Source organism: Microbulbifer sp. GL-2, from assembly GCF_007183175.1.
Lineage (GTDB): Bacteria > Pseudomonadota > Gammaproteobacteria > Pseudomonadales > Cellvibrionaceae > Microbulbifer.
Map to the genome: position 1 here is coordinate 4,271,658 of NZ_AP019807.1, position 20,021 is coordinate 4,291,678.

19 protein-coding genes and 2 pseudogenes are annotated in these 20,021 nt (G+C 52.8%); 11 read left to right on the forward strand and 10 right to left on the reverse strand.

Features of this window, described 5'->3' with window-relative positions; translation table 11 throughout:
- Window positions 1-2: 2 nt before the first annotated feature.
- From GL2_RS18495 to GL2_RS18515, 6 genes and pseudogenes are all read right to left on the reverse strand, one after another.
- On the reverse strand, window positions 3-1,361 hold the full coding sequence (locus tag GL2_RS18495; protein ID WP_143732215.1) for a replication-associated recombination protein A: 1,359 nt from the start codon (window positions 1,359-1,361) through the stop codon (window positions 3-5).
- Complete coding sequence (lolA, locus tag GL2_RS18500) at window positions 1,354-1,965, reverse strand: outer membrane lipoprotein chaperone LolA (protein WP_143732216.1); 612 nt, start codon at window positions 1,963-1,965, stop codon at window positions 1,354-1,356. Before lolA ends, GL2_RS18495 begins: the two co-directional genes overlap by 8 nt.
- Window positions 1,889-4,399 (reverse strand): DNA translocase FtsK, encoded by a 2,511-nt coding sequence (locus tag GL2_RS18505; RefSeq protein ID WP_370452078.1) that lies wholly within the window; start codon window positions 4,397-4,399, stop codon window positions 1,889-1,891. The genes lolA and GL2_RS18505 overlap by 77 nt, the downstream gene beginning before the upstream one ends.
- A 424-nt stretch (window positions 4,400-4,823) precedes the next feature.
- Window positions 4,824-5,012 carry a hypothetical protein gene (locus tag GL2_RS22040; RefSeq protein WP_232053682.1) on the reverse strand — a complete coding sequence of 63 codons (189 nt, stop codon included), beginning with the start codon at window positions 5,010-5,012 and terminating at the stop codon, window positions 4,824-4,826.
- Between the two features lie 77 nt (window positions 5,013-5,089).
- Window positions 5,090-5,230, reverse strand: a pseudogene (locus GL2_RS22485) (hypothetical protein); the annotation flags it as partial.
- A 116-nt stretch (window positions 5,231-5,346) separates the two neighbouring features.
- Complete coding sequence (locus tag GL2_RS18515; protein ID WP_143732218.1) at window positions 5,347-5,538, reverse strand: hypothetical protein; 192 nt, start codon at window positions 5,536-5,538, stop codon at window positions 5,347-5,349.
- Window positions 5,539-5,979: 441 nt separating this feature from the next.
- Between GL2_RS18515 and trxB the strand changes: the two genes are divergently transcribed.
- The 4 genes from trxB to infA all read left to right on the forward strand — a co-directional run bounded on the left by trxB (window position 5,980) and on the right by infA (window position 8,771).
- Window positions 5,980-6,924, forward strand: coding sequence for a thioredoxin-disulfide reductase (gene trxB / locus GL2_RS18520; protein WP_143732219.1), 945 nt, complete (start codon window positions 5,980-5,982; stop codon window positions 6,922-6,924).
- Window positions 6,925-6,992: 68 nt separating this feature from the next.
- On the forward strand, window positions 6,993-7,712 hold the full coding sequence (aat, locus tag GL2_RS18525; RefSeq protein WP_143732220.1) for a leucyl/phenylalanyl-tRNA--protein transferase: 720 nt from the start codon (window positions 6,993-6,995) through the stop codon (window positions 7,710-7,712).
- Entirely contained in the window at window positions 7,705-8,424 is a 720-nt protein-coding gene (locus GL2_RS18530) for an arginyltransferase (RefSeq protein WP_143732221.1), read from the forward strand. Before aat ends, GL2_RS18530 begins: the two co-directional genes overlap by 8 nt.
- Before the next feature lie 128 nt (window positions 8,425-8,552).
- Window positions 8,553-8,771: a translation initiation factor IF-1 gene (infA, locus tag GL2_RS18535; RefSeq protein ID WP_010130378.1), complete on the forward strand. Its 219-nt coding sequence runs from the start codon at window positions 8,553-8,555 to the stop codon at window positions 8,769-8,771.
- Between the two features lie 93 nt (window positions 8,772-8,864).
- Here the strand turns inward: infA and clpA are convergent, their stop codons facing one another.
- The gene (gene clpA / locus GL2_RS18540; RefSeq protein ID WP_143732222.1) at window positions 8,865-11,144 is read right to left on the reverse strand and encodes an ATP-dependent Clp protease ATP-binding subunit ClpA; all 2,280 of its coding nucleotides are present in this window, start codon (window positions 11,142-11,144) and stop codon (window positions 8,865-8,867) included.
- A gap of 134 nt (window positions 11,145-11,278) precedes the next feature.
- Window positions 11,279-11,659, reverse strand: coding sequence for an ATP-dependent Clp protease adapter ClpS (gene clpS / locus GL2_RS18545; protein WP_143732223.1), 381 nt, complete (start codon window positions 11,657-11,659; stop codon window positions 11,279-11,281).
- A gap of 279 nt (window positions 11,660-11,938) precedes the next feature.
- Here clpS and cspD point away from each other — a divergent pair.
- Window positions 11,939-12,154: pseudogene (gene cspD / locus GL2_RS22490) on the forward strand (cold shock domain-containing protein CspD); the annotation flags it as partial.
- A 190-nt stretch (window positions 12,155-12,344) separates the two neighbouring features.
- Here cspD and icd read toward each other — a convergent pair.
- Window positions 12,345-13,595, reverse strand: a complete 1,251-nt coding sequence (gene icd, locus GL2_RS18555; protein WP_143732225.1) for an NADP-dependent isocitrate dehydrogenase — start codon at window positions 13,593-13,595, stop codon at window positions 12,345-12,347.
- 149 nt (window positions 13,596-13,744) lie between these two features.
- Here icd and GL2_RS18560 point away from each other — a divergent pair, with 149 nt between their 5' ends.
- The 6 genes from GL2_RS18560 to GL2_RS18585 all read left to right on the forward strand — a co-directional run bounded on the left by GL2_RS18560 (window position 13,745) and on the right by GL2_RS18585 (window position 19,336).
- Window positions 13,745-14,347 (forward strand): pseudouridine synthase, encoded by a 603-nt coding sequence (locus GL2_RS18560; RefSeq protein WP_143732226.1) that lies wholly within the window; start codon window positions 13,745-13,747, stop codon window positions 14,345-14,347.
- 97 nt (window positions 14,348-14,444) lie between these two features.
- Window positions 14,445-15,590, forward strand: a complete 1,146-nt coding sequence (mnmA, locus tag GL2_RS18565) for a tRNA 2-thiouridine(34) synthase MnmA (RefSeq protein WP_143732227.1) — start codon at window positions 14,445-14,447, stop codon at window positions 15,588-15,590.
- A 9-nt stretch (window positions 15,591-15,599) separates the two neighbouring features.
- Entirely contained in the window at window positions 15,600-16,235 is a 636-nt protein-coding gene (gene hflD / locus GL2_RS18570) for a high frequency lysogenization protein HflD (protein ID WP_143732228.1), read from the forward strand.
- Window positions 16,236-16,250: 15 nt separating this feature from the next.
- The gene (gene purB, locus GL2_RS18575) at window positions 16,251-17,624 is read left to right on the forward strand and encodes an adenylosuccinate lyase (RefSeq protein WP_143732229.1); all 1,374 of its coding nucleotides are present in this window, start codon (window positions 16,251-16,253) and stop codon (window positions 17,622-17,624) included.
- 133 nt (window positions 17,625-17,757) lie between these two features.
- Window positions 17,758-18,912 carry a cupin domain-containing protein gene (locus tag GL2_RS18580; protein ID WP_143732230.1) on the forward strand — a complete coding sequence of 385 codons (1,155 nt, stop codon included), beginning with the start codon at window positions 17,758-17,760 and terminating at the stop codon, window positions 18,910-18,912.
- Window position 18,913: 1 nt separating this feature from the next.
- Entirely contained in the window at window positions 18,914-19,336 is a 423-nt protein-coding gene (locus tag GL2_RS18585) for a GNAT family N-acetyltransferase (RefSeq protein WP_143732231.1), read from the forward strand.
- A 52-nt stretch (window positions 19,337-19,388) separates the two neighbouring features.
- Here the strand turns inward: GL2_RS18585 and GL2_RS18590 are convergent, their stop codons facing one another.
- A complete protein-coding gene (locus tag GL2_RS18590; protein WP_232053860.1) occupies window positions 19,389-19,994 on the reverse strand; it encodes a TMEM175 family protein in 606 nt (201 codons plus the stop codon).
- Between the last annotated feature and the right edge of the window lie 27 nt (window positions 19,995-20,021).

A 20,021-nucleotide genomic window follows, 5' to 3' on the forward strand; every position in this document is an offset into this window, starting at 1 on the left:
TGCTACTTTCCCCTATTACTTACGGATTGTTTGTAGCGCTGCTGGGCACTTTCAGCATTGAGACGTCGCAACATCTGCAACTTTTCTGAAATCTTCAGCTCCAGCCCGCGGGGAACTGGCTGGTAATACTGGCGGTCTGCAATCTCCTCGGGAAGATAGTTTTCGCCGGCAGCAAAAGCATCAGGCTCGTCATGTGCATAGCGATATTCAGCCCCATGGGACAGGCTTTTAGCCAGCTTGGTGGGCGCATTGCGCAAATGTACAGGTACATCATAACTTGGATCGCGACGTACATCGGCCGCTGCGCGTTTATATGCGGAGTAAACTGCATTGCTCTTCGCTGCTATAGCGAGATACATAATCGCCTGAGCAATGGCCAGCTCACCTTCGGGACTTCCGAGGCGCTCCTGGACATCCCAGGCATTGAGTGCCAGTTGAAGTGCCCGCGGATCCGCATTGCCAATATCCTCACTGGCCATGCGCACTACCCGGCGTGCGACGTAGAGTGGATCACAGCCACCGTCGAGCGTTCGCACAAACCAGTAAAGTGCTGCATCTGGGTCTGAACCACGCACGGACTTGTGCATGGCGGAAATCTGGTCATAAAAGTAATCGCCCCCTTTGTCGAAGCGACGTACGTCCGCGCTAAGCACCTCCGTAAGCACACTTTCATCAACAACCAGTTTTCCGGATTCCTCCCTAGCCAGGTCGCAGGCTACTTCGAGCAGATTGAGCGCACTGCGCGCATCGCCATCTGCCGCGCGGGCAATCTTGCACAATACATCCTCCGATACACTAACTTTGCGATCGAGCAATTGATGATCGGTTTTTAATGCTCTCTGCAGCAGTTCCAGCAGATCGATTTCGGGGATACTGCGCAACAGGTAGACACGACAGCGGGACAGGAGCGCATTATTCAGTTCAAAGGCCGGATTCTCTGTAGTTGCACCAACAAAAGTCACTGTGCCCTCTTCCACATAGGGAAGGAACGCATCCTGCTGGGCTTTGTTAAAGCGGTGAACCTCATCCACAAACAGGATAGTGCCGCGACCCGACTGCGCCCGGTGCTGCTCGGCCTCTGCTACCGCCTGCCGGATATCCTTTACCCCAGCCAGCACCGCGGAGAGTGTTGCGAAACGCGCATCGCACTCTTGGGCGAGCAAACGCGCGAAGGTGGTCTTCCCCACTCCCGGTGGCCCCCAAAGGATCATCGAGTGCAGCTGGCCACGCTCCACTGACTCGCGCAGTGGTTTTCCCTCTCCCAATAAATGCGACTGGCCCACATAACAGGCCAGGGAGTCAGGCCGCATACGCGCAGCCAGTGGTTGATGTCTTTGAGGAGACTGAAACAAATCACTCATCTTTGATAATGTCGGTACCCGCTGGTGGTTTGAAAGTAAAAAGAGAAGCGGAAAGTTTGGGGTTAGCCTTCATACCACTGAATTTGATTTTGGTTGTTTGCCCCATGCTGTCTCGGACAGTCATTGAAGCTGGCAGACCGCTTTCTGTAAAATGGATTTCCATCGACTTGAAAGGCGCCTTGGGGTTTTTCGGTGTCAGATGATAGACCCCATCCTTCTTGCTTACGTTAAAAGACTTACGAATTTCTTCAACCTTACCGCCGAGTAACAACGCAGGAGTTTCTTTGATTCGCGCATCAACTGGACGTACTGTTACCTGTTCCAGGTCGGGATCGTAGAGCCACAGGGTTTTATTGTTGGTTACCAACAGCTGGGCATAAGGCTCACCGGTTTTCCAGCGCAGTTTACCGGGCCGCTGCACAGAAAAACTGCCATTGCTTTTCTGGGTCACCTTGCCGCGCTCATCAATCAGGGTCTGCTTGAAGTTCCCGGACAAAGTTGCCAGTGGTTGTAACAGAGTACTGAGATCATCGGTAGCATCGGCCCAAGCTGCACTGGTCGCAACAGCCAGACTTATTAATAAACTGCGCAGAACACTTTTCATACTTGAATTCCAGTGTGTTGATTTCCATAAAGATTATCCACGGCCAGGTGAACGGTAGCTTAACCTGTCTCCCGCCCGGAAAGCCCTCCTGCTCAAGCGGGAGGGGGGCCAGTACCTCGCGATTGCCATTGTGCCCTGGCGGGGAAACAACACCGGCCGCCTCCATTGCTTCGATAATTCGCGCGGCCCGATTGTAGCCGATCCGCAGTTGACGCTGCACAGAGGAAATAGAAGCCTTACGCGACTTTGTAACGAAGGCGACCGCCTCATCATAGAGGGCATCGGATTCGGGATCTTCATCCTCTCCCCCCTCAGATTGCAGGCCAGGCACCGGGATGCTGTTATTACTGTCATCGATGATGCCATCGATGTAATCCGGTTGGCCGCGACGACCCCAGTCCGCGACCACCTTGTGTACCTCGTGGTCATCCACGAACGCACCATGCACACGCACAGGTACGCCACTACCCGGAGGCAGGTACAACATATCGCCATGCCCAAGTAGCTGCTCAGCGCCGCCCTGGTCAAGAATGGTGCGAGAGTCCACTTTGGAAGACACTTGAAAACCGATGCGGGTAGGCACGTTCGCCTTGATCAGACCGGTAATAACATCCACCGAGGGTCTCTGTGTGGCCAGCAACAGGTGAATTCCAGCAGCACGCGCCTTTTGTGCAATACGCGCGATTAGCTGTTCTACTTTCTTGCCGACAATCATCATCATGTCAGCAAACTCGTCGATAACCACCACGATGGCGGGCAGGGCCTTTAACGCCGGCGCAGTTTGGTTCTCTTCCGGCACACTCAAGGCGGGGTCCGGTTGCCACAGCGGGTCAAGTATGGGTTCACCCGCTTCTTCAGCCTCTTTCACTTTGCGGTTAAAACCGGCCAGGTTACGCACCCCCATTGCAGCCATCAGCTTATAACGGCGCTCCATCTCGCCAACGCACCAACGCAGGCCGTTGGCAGCATCATTCATATCGGTAATGACCGGCGTAAGCAGGTGGGGAATACCCTCGTAAACTGACAGCTCCAACATTTTTGGATCCACCAGTATCAAGCGCACTTCATCAGGGGTCGACTTGTACAGCAGACTGAGCAGCATCACATTGATGCCCACAGATTTACCGGAGCCGGTTGTACCCGCCACCAGTAAATGCGGCATCTTAGCGAGGTCTGCCACCACTGGCTGGCCGGAAATATCGTGCCCCAAAGCTAGGGTCAGAGGGGACTTGGCGTTATCGTAGACATCCGCTGACAGAACTTCACTGAGGCGCACCATTTGGCGGTTCTCGTTGGGGATCTCAACCCCCACTACCGACTTGCCAGGGATAACTTCTACTACACGCACACTGATTACAGCCAGGGAGCGAGCGAGGTCCTTGGCTAAGTTGGAAATCTTACTTACCTTCACTCCCGGAGCCGGCTGGATTTCAAAGCGGGTCACTACCGGGCCAGGCAGAACGGATACCACTTCAGCCACAACACCGAAATCTTTCAGCTTTAACTCCAGCAGACGGGATAAAGCTTCCAGGGATTCCCGCGAGAAGCCCGCCTTCTTATTCTGGTCAGCAGGGTCCAATAAACCGAGGGGCGGCAAGATGCCGGTAACCGGGCCACTCTTGAAAAGCTCACCCTGCTTCTCCTTGGCCGCACGCGGGCTCTGCTTGGGCTTTGGCGCTGTTGCTTCAATCTTTGGCGGTATGCGTTTGGCCGTGCGCTGTTTCTCCTCTTCTACTGCCGCCTTACGCACGACTATGGCCTCCCGCGCCACACGGGTTTCTATGCGCTTCTGGCGCCAGCGCTTGAAGAGACTGGCAAGCAGGGCGAACAACCCGAGTACATTGCGACCAATGGATTCCGCAAGCTTTAGCCAGGACAGACCGGTAAATACTGTAATACCAATAGCAAAAACCGCCAGCAATAAAATCGTAGCACCCACATAGCCAAGGCTGGCAGCGGTCACACCGGACAGCGCCGCACCAATAATTCCACCATTGGAAAATGGCAGTGGGTTCTCAGCAGGGGCAAAACAGAGTGTTGCCAGTGCGGCGCCACTGACCAATACCAGAATGAGGCCAAAAACCCTAAGAGCAAAAAGGGGGCCATGGAAGCGCGCATTGCGATCACGCAAAATGCGGTAGGCTCTTAAACCGATAAGTAATGGAAATAAATAAGCCATCCAGCCGAGCAGTGACAAACACACATCGGCAAGCCAGGCTCCGGCTGGACCGATGGCATTGTGAATTTGACTGGACTGTCCGGTATGGGACCAGCCGGGGTCCTGCGAATCGTAACTCAGCAGGCTGATGGCGATTAACAGTGCCCCAGCCAGCAGACTGATCAATGCCCCTTCACGAATTAAACGGGCGATCAGTGAATCCGGCAAAGCACCGCTCTTCTCAGAGGTCTCTTCAGTTGCGCTTTCGGCCTTCAATGGCTTACCTCAATACTATTTTGTTGTATGCAGAATTTTTAGCAGATCGGCAATTGTTTGGAATCTATACCGATAGTCACTTTTTTGTCGGGCAAAATTTGGACAGTGAAGCCTGACCACAGTCAATTTTTAATCAATCATCGTACAGCCCAATGTTTCCGGTGGGCGCCCAACCTTAAACTTTTTACCAACAACATTCAGTTAGTTGGCTCGCGGTTTGTTTCTATTGTCGCGAGCCTGACTGTGGCTTGTAAGTGCGAAAGATACATTCGGATATATCCATGGATATATCCTCTCCATTTTCCCGCCAGGATGCCTCATCAAGTAAGGCTTGCGTCATCCTATCCCGCGCAAAACGGTTCAAAATATCCAGTTTGCTGTGGTCACCGGCCAGTTCGGCATCCAGCCTTGCCTGAGTGCTGAATCAAAAAACAGAATTGAAAACCTGCTCAGTGCCCACAAACCCCGTACTTTTTAAATACCACAGCAACTGGTCCTCCCGGGGAAAATAGCGGTCAAATGCCTGGGATTCACAAAGTGCCAACATGCTGGATTTTTGTACAACACCTGCAATAGCATCCTGCAAAACACCAAAGCCCGGTAACAGCTCCAAGACAACAAAACGGCCACCCGTTTTATTACCCGGTAAGCCTCCCGAAAGACCAGTGTCTGGTCAATCCTGGGTACCTCATGGAGGCCCATTTTGAGCACTAGCACATCAAAAGATTCCCCGGTATAAGGCAGTGCCCTGGTATCTCCCACCTTGATCTCAACAGTTCTAGCGCGAATTCCCGGGCCAATGCGCAGAAATTGCGAGTTTTGCGCATTCACCCAGCGCCTAGCTCACTTCACCATCACCACACATCAAGTCCAGAACCTTAGTGCCGACATTGTACCCATCCGCAACGATATCGCACCTGGCTTGCAGATTGTGCGATGCAAATAGCTCAGCCAAATCCGGCGGTCCATGCAAACTCGCTCGCTGTTGCCCTCACGGCTCCAGGTCGATAGAGAGCCTGATCATCCACAATCTCCGAAACGAAAGCCTGAGCTTCCTCGCTCAAGCTAAAAAGCATGATTGGGTGTCCAGTAATATCCTCATCCAGATTGAGTGGGACAAATCTTCTATTCAGTCTCATCCTGGTGACCTGCCCTGTTACTCGCGGTATTGCATGAAACCACCGCCTTATTTGTAGGCTTCAGCGATAGCACCTGGACTGCCGCAAAATTGACCGATGTCTAGTTCATAGCCAAATTTATGTTTCCGCCTTAGAATAAACCTTGCTCAAAAAAATTATTTTTATCCATATAAATCAATTAATTAACTTCTTTTCTTAATGCCAATTATGGATATATTTTGAATATATTCATCGCCACTTCGCTACCCCCCATGACGCAAGGCCAGCCACAAATAGCGCTTTCCAATGGAACAAATTAAGCCAAACTATTTCGCCGACTTGTAACTATCGCCTATTATATCGGCCAATTTGATAGTCTCGGCTGATCAAAAAATGGCCGGGAGAGTGAAACCCCGGTTAGCCGGGTAAACTTTGCACACCGACAGTCAAAAAGAGAGTTTCATGAGCAATAACCATCATCGACTGATCATTCTCGGCTCGGGCCCCGCTGGCTATACCGCCGCCATTTACGCTGCCCGTGCCAACTTAAACCCGGTAGTCATTACCGGTATGCAGCAAGGTGGTCAGTTGACCACTACTACAGAAGTCGAAAACTGGCCAGGTGGCATACCGGAACTGCAGGGTCCTGACCTGATGGTTCAGATGCAACAACATGCCGAGCGCTTCGATACCCAGATCATTTTCGATCACATCGAATCGGTAGATCTGAAACAGCGCCCGTTCACCCTTAAGGGCAATGAAACCTACACTTGTGACTCGCTGATTATCGCCACCGGCGCCTCCGCTCAATACCTCGGCCTGCCTTCCGAAGAGGCCTTCCAGGGTCGCGGCGTCAGCGCTTGTGCGACTTGCGACGGTTTCTTCTATCGCGACCAAAAAGTTGCCGTTGTTGGCGGTGGTAATACTGCGGTTGAAGAGGCGCTCTACCTGTCCAATATCGCCAGTGAAGTGACCCTGATTCACCGCCGCAATGAACTACGAGCAGAGAAGATCCTGCAAGACCGCCTGATGGACAAAGTGGAAAACGGCAATATCAAGGTTTGCTGGCACCACACCCTCGACGAGGTTCTGGGTGATGACAATGGCGTAACCGGGCTGCGCATTCGCAGTACCCAGGACGATTCCACCAAGGAGCTAGACGTTTCCGGTGTGTTTATCGCCATTGGTCACAAACCGAATACCGGCATCTTTGAAAGCCAGCTGGAAATGAATGGTGGCTATATCATCGTCCAAAGCGGCCTGGAAGGTAATGCGACCCAGACTTCTGTACCCGGTGTTTTTGCTGCAGGCGACGTCTCTGATCACATCTATCGTCAAGCAGTGACCTCTGCCGGCACTGGCTGTATGGCGGCCCTGGACGCCGAGCGTTTCCTCGACGCTCAATAAAGGCCCCCGACCCGGGAGGAAACCTCTCCACCCGGGTACCCCCATCCAATTTTGACAGGAGTCAGCTCGTGGCAAGGAATACCCAAAGCCGCTTGATATGGCTCGATCAAAACCATATCGACTTCCCTCCCACAGAGTCCGCTCTGGATGATCCCAATGGCCTGCTCGCAGTTGGTGGCGACCTGACTCCCGAGTGGCTACTCGCAGCTTATAGGCGCGGTATATTTCCCTGGTATTCGGATCAACAACCAATTCTATGGTGGAGCCCCTCCCCTCGCTGCGTGGTAATTCCCCAGGGGTTCAAGATCGGGCGCAGCCTGCGAAAAGTACTGCGCCGGGAGACCTTCCAGGTTACATTTGATCAGGCGTTCGAAGATGTTATCGAGGCTTGTCGTGCACCCAGGTCCGGCGAGGATGGCACCTGGATTACAGATGAGATGTGTCAGGCCTATATCGAAATGCACCGCCTTGGCCATACCCACTCTGTGGAAGTATGGCGGGAGAGCAAACTTGTCGGCGGACTGTATGGTCTGGCCATCGGTAGAGTGTTTTTTGGGGAGTCAATGTTTCACCGTGAAACCGACGCCTCCAAAGTCGCTTTTGTCCACCTCATCCGGCAATTAGAATTGTGGGGCTGCCAGCTGGTCGACTGCCAGGTAAGCAACCCGCACCTGACCAGCCTGGGCGCTGTTGAATTGTGTCGCCGGGATTTCGAACACTTGCTGGAAAGCGGCGTGAAGCAGCCTGCCTTTTCACAGCCTTGGAAGCTTTCGTGGACTTATGGGTAAATATTCTCAACTGGACTCTGTCCGCTTGTTAGCCACTCTTCCTCACCCTTGCGGCTATCTGCCGGACCGGGAGGCCACTACTGTATTTGTGGACCCACAGACAGAGGTGGATCAACGCCTGTACAATCGTCTGTCCGAGCTGGGCTTCCGGCGCAGTGGCGCCTACCTGTATCGACCACAGTGCGCTACATGTCAAGCCTGCGTACCGGCAAGGGTACCTGTGAGCCTGTTCGTTCCGGATCGCAACCAGCGCCGTTGCTGGAGGCGCAATCGGGACCTGGATATCTTCCACATTGAGTCCATCGACACCGACGAACATTACGAGCTGTATGCCCGCTACATCGAACAACGCCATGCCGATGGCGAGATGTATCCCCCGAGCCGTGATCAGTACCGCAGTTTCCTGAGCCAGGCCTGGGGAGCCACGCGTTATATCGAATTGCGCGCGCGGGGCAAGCTGATTGCTGTGGCGGTTACCGACCTGCTCACTGCGGGCCTTTCCGCAATCTATACTTTTTTCGATCCGGATGAGGACAAACGCAGCCTGGGCAGCTACTGTATCCTCTATCAGATTGAGTGGGCCAGGCGACTCGGGCTTCCCAATCTCTATCTGGGCTACTGGATCGAGAAATGCCACAAAATGGCCTATAAAAGCCAGTTTCGGCCAATTGAAATGCTCAAGGAAAACCGCTGGAGACTAAAGCCTCTCTAGCGGATTAATACGCGCCCTTTGCTCTATCCAGCCTTTTCGTGCAAAATGCTCGCCCGTCGAGCCGCGGCTAGGCCAGTGTGCCACCGGGGTAAATGGTCTGATCAAGTTTATTTGAAGGTTGCTGCCGCATGGCAAAAGACGATTATATTGAAATGGAAGGCGAGGTGATTGACACCCTGCCAAATACCACTTTCCGCGTAAAGCTGGAAAACGGACACGTGGTAATTGCGCACATTTCTGGAAAAATGCGCAAGAACTACATTCGCATCCTCACTGGCGACAAGGTCAAGGTGGAACTCACCCCCTACGACCTGAGCAAAGGGCGTATTACCTACCGCGCCCGTTAAACTGCTCGCCTGGGAAAGCGCCTTTACCGGCCGCTTGTCCAGACACAAAAAAGCCACCTTTCGGTGGCTTTTTTGATTTGCGCCAGCCTAAAATCAGGCGGGTATTGCAGTTTTTATCGCCAGCTCATCATCCTCGATGGTAACGGCTACGCGACCGCCCTCTTCCGCCAGCTCCCCAAATAAGACCGCCTCAGCCAGGGGCTTACGCAGCTTGTCGCGAATCAGGCGCGACATAGGGCGTGCACCCATTTTTTCGTCGTAACCACGAACAGCAAGCCACTCGCGCGCTTCATCATCCACGATCAGCGTTACGCGGGAATCGTCCAGTTGCGCCTGCAACTCAACAATAAACTTATCCACCACCGTCTTGACCACATCCAATGGCAGGGAACCAAACTGGATAATACTATCCAGGCGATTGCGGAACTCCGGAGTGAACATCTTCTTGATCTCCTCCATGCCATCGCTGGAGTGATCCTGACTGGAGAAGCCGATTGAACGTCGACTCATCAATTCAGCGCCCGCGTTTGTGGTCATAATCAAGATCACGTTGCGGAAATCGGCCTTGCGCCCATTGTTGTCCGTCAATGTGCCGTGATCCATCACCTGTAATAACAGGTTGAATACCTCGGGGTGTGCTTTCTCAATTTCATCCAGCAACACCACGCTGTGTGGGTGCTTGGTCACAGAATCTGTCAGCAGCCCGCCCTGATCAAAACCCACATAACCCGGTGGTGCACCAATCAGGCGGGAAACCGTGTGACGCTCCATGTATTCGGACATGTCAAAACGAATCAGCTCGATGCCCATCACCTTCGCCAGCTGGCGGCACAGCTCGGTTTTACCAACGCCAGTGGGGCCCGAAAACAGGAAGGAACCTATAGGCTTCTCCTCGGCACCAAGACCTGCGCGACTTAGCTTGATTGCCGTACTGAGAGCTTCAATCGCACCATCCTGACCAAAAACAACCATCTTAAGGTTGTCATCAAGCCTGGATAACTGCTCTTTATCCGACGCGGAGACACTCTTGGCCGGTATCCGGGCCATTTTTGCGATTACGGATTCAATCTCACAAACACCGATCACTTCCGTGCGATCCTCTGTCGGCAGCAGGGATTGATAGGCGCCGGCCTCGTCAATCACATCAATCGCCTTATCAGGCAGGAATCTCTCGGTAATATGGCGACTGGAAAGCTGTGCCGCCGCATCCAGAGCTGCATCGGTGAAACGCACTTTATGGTGGTCCTCGAAACAACTCCGCAGGCCCTGCAGAATCTGTATGGTCTCATCGACCGAGGGCTCATTCACATCGATCTTCTGGAAACGTCTGGAAAGTGCACGATCCTTCTCAAAAATACCACGATATTCGGTAAATGTAGTGGAACCTATACAGCGCAGCTGACCACTGGAAAGCAATGGTTTGAGCAGGTTGGAAGCATCCATCACACCACCGGAAGCCGCACCGGCACCGATAATCGTGTGGATTTCATCAATAAACAGTACCGCATGCTCTCGTTTCTTCAACTCGGCCAGCAATGCCTTGAATCGCTTCTCGAAATCACCGCGGTACTTGGTCCCGGCCAACAGGGAACCGAGATCAAGTGAGTAAATTGTGCTGTCTTTCAGTGGCTCGGGGATGTCCTCATCAACAATACGACGAGCCAACCCCTCGGCGATGGCAGTCTTGCCAACACCAGACTCGCCAACCAATAGCGGATTGTTCTTGCGGCGGCGGGCCAAAACCTGGGTAACCCGCTCGACTTCAGGCCCACGTCCTACCAAGGGGTCAATACGGCCGAGAATGGCTTCCTGGTTAAGGTTGGTCGCGTAGCTCTCCAGGGGATCGGAGCCACCGGGTTCAGCACCCCCACTAATCTCCTCATCAACCTGCTCCGGTGCTGTATCGGAGCCGTGGTGGTGATTATTGCCGCTGGACCCAACACGGGAGATACCGTGGGTGATGTAATTCACCACATCAATACGTGCAACGCTCTGTTGCTTCAGGTAGTAAACCGCCTGGCTTTCCTGTTCACAAAAGATGGCGACCAGGACATTGGCACCGGTAACTTCTTTCTTGCCGGATGACTGGACATGGAAAACGGCCCTCTGCAGGACCCTCTGGAATCCAAGTGTTGGCTGAGTCTCACGATCGGTGTCAGCCTCAGGAATCAATGGTGTTGTGGAGTCTACAAACTCCAGCAATTCACGTCGCAACGCGCTTAGATCGGCCCCACAGGCATGCAACACATCAGCAGCCGATTCATTATCCAAAAGCGCCAGCAATAGGTGCTCTACGGTCATGAATTCGTGCCGTTTTGCGCGCGCACCCTTGAACGCCAGATTAAGCGTTACCTCTAAGTCCTTGCTGAGCATCTAAACCTCAAACCCTAATCGCCAATATTTCCCGCCGACTCCGCTGGTAGGCGCGCACCCTTTGCCGGCGTCTATATCCTGGCTGATTCCCTTCAGGTGACGGGACCCTTGCATAAAAACAGCTCTACTCAAGATCAATCGTCTTTACTTTCATCCGCCTCAATTTCGCATAACAGGGGGTGTTCATTCTCCTGGGCGAATTGATTGACCTGCGCGGCCTTTGTCTCCGCTATATCCCGAGTATAGACACCGCACACTGCTTTTCCCCGCGTGTGTACTTGCAGCATCAACTGTGTGGCGCGCTCCCGGTTGACTGAAAAAAACAGCTCCAGGGTTTCTACAACAAAGTCCATGGGGGTGTAGTCATCATTAAGCATGATGACCTTATACATTGGAGGCCGCTTTAGCTGTGGTGGCGCCTCCTCCAATGCGAGATCGCCCTCGGAATCTTCCTGGTCATAGCGGTCTCCATCAATCTCATCGGAGCTTAGTTTAATGATCTGCAGAATACTCATAACAATTATCAATGAATTCTTTCGAGCTTCGATGTTGCAACTAACGCAACCATCAACGACCTGCCATTGTAACCTTATTTGTCCAACGACACAGAGACATCACAGACTCCACCTGGGTTTCTTGACATTCCCATACCAGTTGTCTACAAGAGTTAGTGCCTGCACGTTCACAACCGTTAATCGCAGATAGGATCGCAGTCGATTAATCCGCAGGTCAAATAAATATAAAAACTCTGTAAGGTGGCCAATTGGCCACTCAGGCAATTAGAGGGAATCGTTATGCCTACCGGTACCGTGAAGTGGTTCAACAACGCAAAGGGATATGGGTTTATTCTTGCAGATGAAGGAGGGGAGGATCTGTTCGCGCACTATTCCGCTATTCAGATGGAAGGCTACCGAACCCTGAAGGCCGGCCAGCAAGTCAATTTTGACATCGTCAGGGGTGACAAAGGCTATCACGCAGCTAATATTTCGCCCGTATCCTCGGGCGATTCCGCCCCCCCAGCACGCCTTCCACACCCAGCACCGAAACGGCCCACGCCGAAAGTGTCCTGGAGAAGGAAGCAGAGGCTATCGACTAATCTCGCCTCTGGCAGCCCGCACACACAAAAAAGCCCTTCACTTTGCGGTGAAGGGCTTTTTTATTCAAAACCGGACCGCAGGGCCCAGTCTCAAATCCGGCAACTTAGGCCATATGCTTGACGACTTCGCCACCAAACTCAGAGCAGGATTTCAGCTCGGCAGCGTCCATCAGGCGCTCGAAATCGTAAGTCACAGTCTTGGCTTCAATAGCACCCTCTACACCTTTGATGACCAGATCCGCAGCTTCATTCCAGCCCAGGTGGCGCAACATCATCTCCGCGGACAGAATCAGAGAACCAGGGTTCACCTTGTCCTGACCAGCGTACTTGGGCGCGGTACCGTGGGTCGCCTCGAACAGGGCAACATCATCAGACAGGTTGGCACCCGGAGCGATACCGATACCACCAACCTGCGCAGCCAGTGCGTCGGACAGGTAGTCGCCGTTGAGGTTCAGGGTGGCAATTACATCGTACTCAGCCGGGCGTAGAATGACCTGCTGCAACATGGCATCGGCAATCACGTCTTTAACAACGATTTCTTTGCCGGTCTTTGGGTTCTTGAAGCTGTGCCACGGGCCACCATCCAGAGGTTGTGCACCGAACTCTTCACGAGCCAGCTCGTATCCCCAGTCGGCGAAGGCACCTTCGGTGAACTTCATGATGTTGCCTTTATGTACCAGGGTTACGGAATCGCGATCCTGGTCAACGGCGTACTGGATAGCCTTGCGTACCAAGCGCTTGGTACCTTCAGCAGAAACCGGCTTTACACCGATACCACAGTGCTCAGGGAAGCGGATTTTCTTAACGCCCATCTCGTCCTGCAGGAACTTGATGACTTTTTTCGCTTCGTCAGTATCAGCTTTCCACTCGATACCAGCGTAGATGTCTTCGGAGTTCTCACGGAAGATCACCATGTCTACCTTGTTCGGTTCTTTTACCGGAGAAGGTACACCGCTGAACCAGCGAACAGGGCGCTGACAGACATACAGATCCAGCTCCTGGCGCAGAGCTACGTTCAGGGAGCGGAAACCGCCGCCGACCGGGGTGGTCAGGGGGCCTTTAATGCTAACAACGTACTCTTTGATAGCTTCGAGGGTCTCGGCCGGGAACCAGTCGCCAGCGTAGGTCTCTGCCGCTTTCTCACCGCAGTAGATTTCCATCCACTCGATTTTCTTATCGCCGCTGTAAGCCTTCTCTACGGCTGCATCGATAACTTTGCGCATTACCGGGGTGATATCCACACCGATGCCGTCACCCTCGATGAACGGAATTACCGGGCGATTCGGAACATTCAGCGAACCGTCGGAATTGACTGTAACTTTTTCGCCGTCTGCCGGCACTTGGATGTGACCCATATTGCGTAAACTCCCAAAATTCTATGACTTTTTAGGTCCAGCGTTGCTTCCACCGCTCCCCCGGGACCATTGGGCGGGGTTAAAAATCGGCGGGATTATAGCAGCATCGGTTAATTTTTGTAGTTGGATTACAATACTCAATTTTTCTTATGGCCAAGATTATTCTCCTCAACAAACCCTTTGGCGTGCTAAGCCAATTCACCGATGATCAGGGTCGCGCCACGCTGGCCGACTATATCCGGCACAGAGGCTTCTATGCGGCCGGCCGGCTCGACTATGACTCGGAGGGGCTACTGCTCCTAACTGATGATGGAGCGCTACAACATCAAATCAGCCACCCGAAGAGAAAGGTAGCTAAAACTTACTGGGCCCAGGTAGAGGGGGAAATCAACGATGATGCGCTCGCGGCACTGCGCCAGGGTGTGGAATTAAAAGATGGGCGCACTGCGCCGGCCAAGGCCAAGCGCCTTAAAAATATTGATATTTGGCCGCGCACTCCGCCAATCCGCGAACGTAAATCCATTCCCACCAGCTGGCTGAAGCTCACTATCCGCGAGGGCCGCAATCGCCAGGTACGACGTATGACAGCCGCTGTCGGCTTCCCTACCTTGCGCCTGGTACGCATGGCGATTGGTAATTGGCACCTGGAAAACCTACAACCCGGTGAATATCGAATAGAGGAGGTTTTCAGCCCGCCAACACCCAAACAGAAGCCACCCCAAAAGCGAAATCGCCCCCGCCGGCAACAATAAACTATAAGCGAAGATCAAAGCAGTCTTGGTCAGAGGGGCTATTCGCGGGTAAAATTCGCCCCCTTTCCAATTCAGTGAAGTAGTGACTGACCTTTTTATGCCTGATTCCACGCACAACAAACAGCCAAAACGCGTCATCGTCGGTATGTCCGGCGGTGTGGACTCCTCTGTAGCCGCACTACTGCTGATGCAGCAGGGTTATCAGGTGGAAGGTCTGTTTATGAAAAACTGGGACGAGGATGATGGCACCGAGTACTGCACTGCAAAAGCCGATCTGGCAGATGCCCAGGCTGTCTGCGAGAAGCTCGGTATCAAACTGCATACAGCCAACTTTGCCGCCGAGTACTGGGATCATGTATTCGAATACTTCCTGGCAGAATATAAAGCCGGGCGCACACCGAACCCGGACATCCTTTGCAACAGGGAGATCAAGTTCAAAGTTTTCCTGGAATATGCCGAAGTTCTGGGAGCGGATGCTATTGCTACCGGGCACTACACACGCCGCCGCGACGTAGATGGCCGCACCCACCTGCTCAAGGGGCTCGATGCCAATAAGGACCAGAGCTATTTCCTGCACGCCGTTGGAGAGGAGGAGTTTGCCCGCTCCCTCTTTCCCTTGGGGGAATTGGAAAAGCCGGAGGTCCGGCGCATTGCCGAAGAAAACGGCTTTATCACCCATAACAAAAAAGACAGCACCGGCATTTGTTTTATCGGCGAGCGTCGCTTTAAGGACTTCCTTGAGCAATATCTGCCCGCCCAGCCGGGAGACATGGAGACTCCCGAAGGCAAAGTCATGGGGCGCCATGCCGGTCTGATGTACCACACCATAGGTCAGCGCCAGGGCCTGGGTATTGGCGGTGTCAAAGGCGCTGGCGAAGAACCCTGGTATGTGGTGGGTAAGGATCTGGAGCGTAATGTTCTGCTGGTAGCCCAGGGGGCGCATCATCCGCTGCTCTATGCGACAGGGTTAGAGGCAACCCAGACTCACTGGATTAATGGCTCCTCACTGGGTGAAACGTTCCGCTGCAATGCTAAAACCCGCTACCGCCAGCCGGACCAGGGCTGCACAGTCCAGGTTCAGGAGAGTGGAGACCTGATTGTCGTATTTGATGAGCCACAGCGCGCCATCACACCAGGGCAATCATTGGTACTGTACGATGGCGAGGTATGCCTCGGCGGCGCAGTTATTGAGAGAGCCACGGGCATCGGCTCCGCCGTACCGGAAAAATACAAGAAGCACTAAGGAGCAATTTTGAATAACTGGCGGGATCAGGCATTAGCACTGGCCGGAATTTTTCAATCCGCAACACTGGTAGAGCGCCTGGCCAAAACTGGTACAGCGCCCCAGGCACAGCTGGAAACCGGGGTGCATAGCCTCTTCCAGATCAACCCCGAACGCACTGAGGATATATTCGTCGGAGCGGAGCACCTGCTGCCCGGCCTGCAGGTTTCCAAGCAGATACTGCAGTCCCGGCAACACCCCGAATACACTGACTGCTTGCGCTACACGCTCTCAGTTCTTTACCTGCAGCGACAGTTGAGTAAGAAAAAAGACCTGCTTTCAATTGTTGGCAGTAGACTGGAAAAGGCCCAGCTCCAGGCTGAGCATTTTTCGCTCACTCACGAAAATATCTTCTCCAACCTCGCCAGCATTTACAGCGACACCCTAGGCACTTTCCGTTTTCGCATACAGGTACTCGGTGATTTCAATTACCTGCAACAGCAGCGTATCGCCAACCAAATTCGCTCTATGTTATTTGCCGGCGTTCGCTCGGCAACTCTGTGGCGACAGTTGGGTGGACGCCGCCTGCACCTACTTTTCCAACGCAAAAAACTACTGCAAGCGACCAACGAATGGATCGCGAAAATCGAATCTACAAATGATTAACCCCGGAGATTTACTATGACAGTTGAGCTTTCCGCACTCACAGCGGTATCCCCTATTGATGGTCGCTACGAGAGCAAGACTGCCCCCCTGCGTGAAATTTTCAGTGAATACGGTCTAATCCGCGCCCGCGTTGAAGTGGAAGTACGCTGGCTACAGAAACTTTCCGCGCATACAGAAATCGCCGAGGTTGAGAGGTTTGATGACTCAGCAAACCAGTTGCTGGATAGCATCGTAGCCGACTTCTCCCTAGAAGATGCCGAAAGCATCAAGAATATCGAACGCACCACCAACCACGATGTAAAAGCAGTTGAGTATTTTCTCAAAGAAAAAATCAGCAGCAATGCACAGCTGGTTAAAGTCAGCGAGTTTGTACATTTCGCCTGCACTTCCGAGGACATCAACAACCTATCCCACGCACTGATGCTACGTGCCGGACGCGATAGCGTAATGCTGCCTGCTATGGACGCCCTGGTAGAAAAAGTTGCCAATCTCGCGCAAGACTTTGCCGACGTACCCATGATGTCCCGAACCCACGGCCAGACTGCAAGCCCTACAACCGTGGGCAAAGAGCTAGCCAATGTCGTAGCGCGCCTGCGTCGGCAGATAAGCCAGGTAAAAGCTGTGCCCCTGCTGGGTAAAATCAACGGGGCAGTAGGCAATTACAATGCGCACTTGTCGGCATATCCGAATATCGACTGGGAAAAGAATGCTGAAGAGTTCATAACCTCCCTCGGCCTGACCTGGAACCCCTACACTACCCAGATTGAACCACACGATTACATTGCCGAACTGTTTGATGCCATTGCACGCTTTAACACCATTCTGCTCGATTTTGATCGCGATATCTGGGGTTACATCTCCCTCGGCTACTTCAAGCAAAAAGTAGTCGCCGGTGAAGTGGGTTCCTCCACCATGCCGCACAAAGTTAATCCCATCGACTTCGAAAACTCCGAGGGTAACCTGGGTTTGGCCAATGCAGTTTTCCAGCACCTGGCCGCTAAACTGCCGGTTTCCCGTTGGCAGCGCGACCTGACCGACTCCACTGTACTGCGCAATATGGGTGTGGGCGCTGGTTACTCCACAATCGCTTATGCCGCCACTATGAAGGGCCTGGGCAAGCTGGAAATCAACCGTGCACGCCTGGCAGAAGATCTGGACAATTCCTGGGAGGTCCTGGCAGAGCCTATTCAAACCGTGATGCGTCGATACAATATCGAAGAGCCCTACGAAAAACTGAAAGCGCTCACTCGCGGCCAGGGTATCACCCGTGAAACCTTAAAAGTATTTATTGAGAACCTGGACATTCCTACAGAAGCCAAGGGCGCCCTGTTAGAAATGACACCGGCTTCTTATATCGGTAATGCCATAGATCAAGCTCAAAAAATCTAAATGAGCTCCACTGCAGGCCACAAGAAGTGGCTTGCAGGCACCCTAAAAAAAGAACTTCGCCCCCGGCAATTATCTGCACTACCTTGAGTGCCGGGATAAAGCGTACCCAGCTTTACTGACAGTGAGAGTTACCGTGGCCAGCCCCCTTACCCATCTCGGTGATATACCGATCAAAGTTTTCATGCGCGATTACTGGCAGCAAAAGCCACTACTGATTCGCAATGCTTTTGTCGATTTCCAGTCACCGATATCTGGTGAGGAGCTCGCCGGCATGGCTCTGGAAGAAACAATTGAATCACGCCTGGTACTGGAGAATGGCGAAGGCGGCCCATGGGAATTGCGTACCGGCCCTTTTACCGAAGAGGACTTCCTCTCGCTCCCCCCAAGTCACTGGACTCTGCTGGTACAAGCCGTGGACCAATGGCTTTCAGAAATTGCTGAACTGAAAGAGTATTTCCGCTTTATTCCCGACTGGCGCCTGGACGATGTAATGATCAGCTACGCTGCCGATAAGGGCAGCGTCGGACCCCACTACGATCATTACGATGTCTTCCTGCTGCAGGCTGAAGGCAATCGCCTCTGGCACCAGGGGCCCAAAGTGGACGAAACGAACCCACGACTGGAGGGGACTCCCCTCAATATTCTTAAAGAATTCGATGCCGAGAATAGCTGGGTGCTGGAACCTGGCGACATGCTCTACCTCCCACCACAGTACAGTCATTGGGGCATCGCCGATGGAGCCTGTACCACCATTTCCATTGGTTTCCGCGCTCCTTCGGCTGCCGCAATTCTCGAAGACCTGGCTGCCGAAGTAGCTATGGGATTACCGGATAGCCTGCGCTATACCGATGCCGGAGCTGAGCCCTCGACGAGCCCCGCCGAAATTGACCCCTCCTCTGTCACCCGATTGCAACAACAACTTGGGGAGTGGCTGAAGCAACCGGAGAAAATCGCCCAGTGGTTTGGCGCGGTTATGACCGAGGCAAAGTATCCAGATACTGTTGCCCTGGATGCAGATGATGCCGCCGACTGGCGCGAACAGCTACCGCAAGGATTACAGCTGATTCTGAACCCCGCATCACGTGTGGCATTCTGCAGGGAACCAGCCACTCTGTTTGTCGATGGAGAAGCCTTCCCTGCACCAATCTCTTTCGCAGAACACTTTGCCAAATTCCACGAAATTTCCTGGAATAATATCGAAGCTTTCCCAGAAGTCGCCATGGCTGACGGACTGGTTGACCAGCTGGTATCCCAAGGCACCTTAATCTACCCACCAGAGGATTTCTGACATGGCAATTCTCGTTCGCCCAGCCGACTGGCATAGTGAAAGAGGTAGTATTCGTACCATCCGTGAGACGGTCTTTGTACAGGAACAAAAGGTTCCCGCGGATCTCGAGTGGGATGATCAGGAAGAGAGCGCACAACACTTCCTGGTTTTTCTTGATGAAAAAGTTGTTGGTACTGGTCGGCTAACCAAAGAGGGCAAAGTTGGTCGTATGGCGATCAGTAGGACAGTTCGAGGCCAGGGCCTTGGTGCTCAATTACTAAGGGCGATTTGCGATTACGCTCAGCAATCTGGTTATCACCGAATTTACCTACATGCTCAACAACATGCCGAGGGCTTCTATACCAAGGCCGGTTTCTGTAAAAAAGGGCCTGTTTTTTACGAAGCTGGTATCCCCCATATCAAAATGGCGCGAGAGTTGAGATAACTTTCACCGGGAAGACGGGCCCATAATGTTCTATGTGCCGCTTCCATGGGCCCTAATCACCCTCGGTGAAAACATAACGCTCCATCAAATATGCGAATGGCGCAATCCCTACCACATAAACGATCCAGAGAGCCAGCCCCCAATAGGGATTAAAGGCCGTCAAAAGACAAGCCAGTATACTGGTTAGCAACATCACCATGCTCACCAATAAAACCCTTTTTCCACTTAAACTCGACCGATTCGGAGCTATATACCACATTCCTGCAATCGCCAATGCTGCCACCGCATAGCTGATGGATAGCAAAATTACTGACCAAGCCTGATCTGGATACTCTCCCAGTAATGCCGATGGAAAAGGAATAAAAGCAACAGCTCCGAGCAGCAGGAAGTTAAAACTGGTAAAGCCTACCGACTTAGTTTCGTGATCGGACATCAAATGATTGTGATTAAGCCATAGCCGACAAAGGATCGCGACACTCAATAACCAGGAAAATATATGCGGTATTTGCTCACGCATTTTTGTTTGAAAATTTTCTTCTGGCTTGAAATCCCCCAGATCAGGAATTTGGATATTGAACACCAAAAGCGTCATGGCAATGGCAAAAACGCCATCGCTAAGAGCGTTAATACGGCTGGAGAGAAATGACTTGTGACGCATGCTCACCAAGTTGAGACGATTAAATTT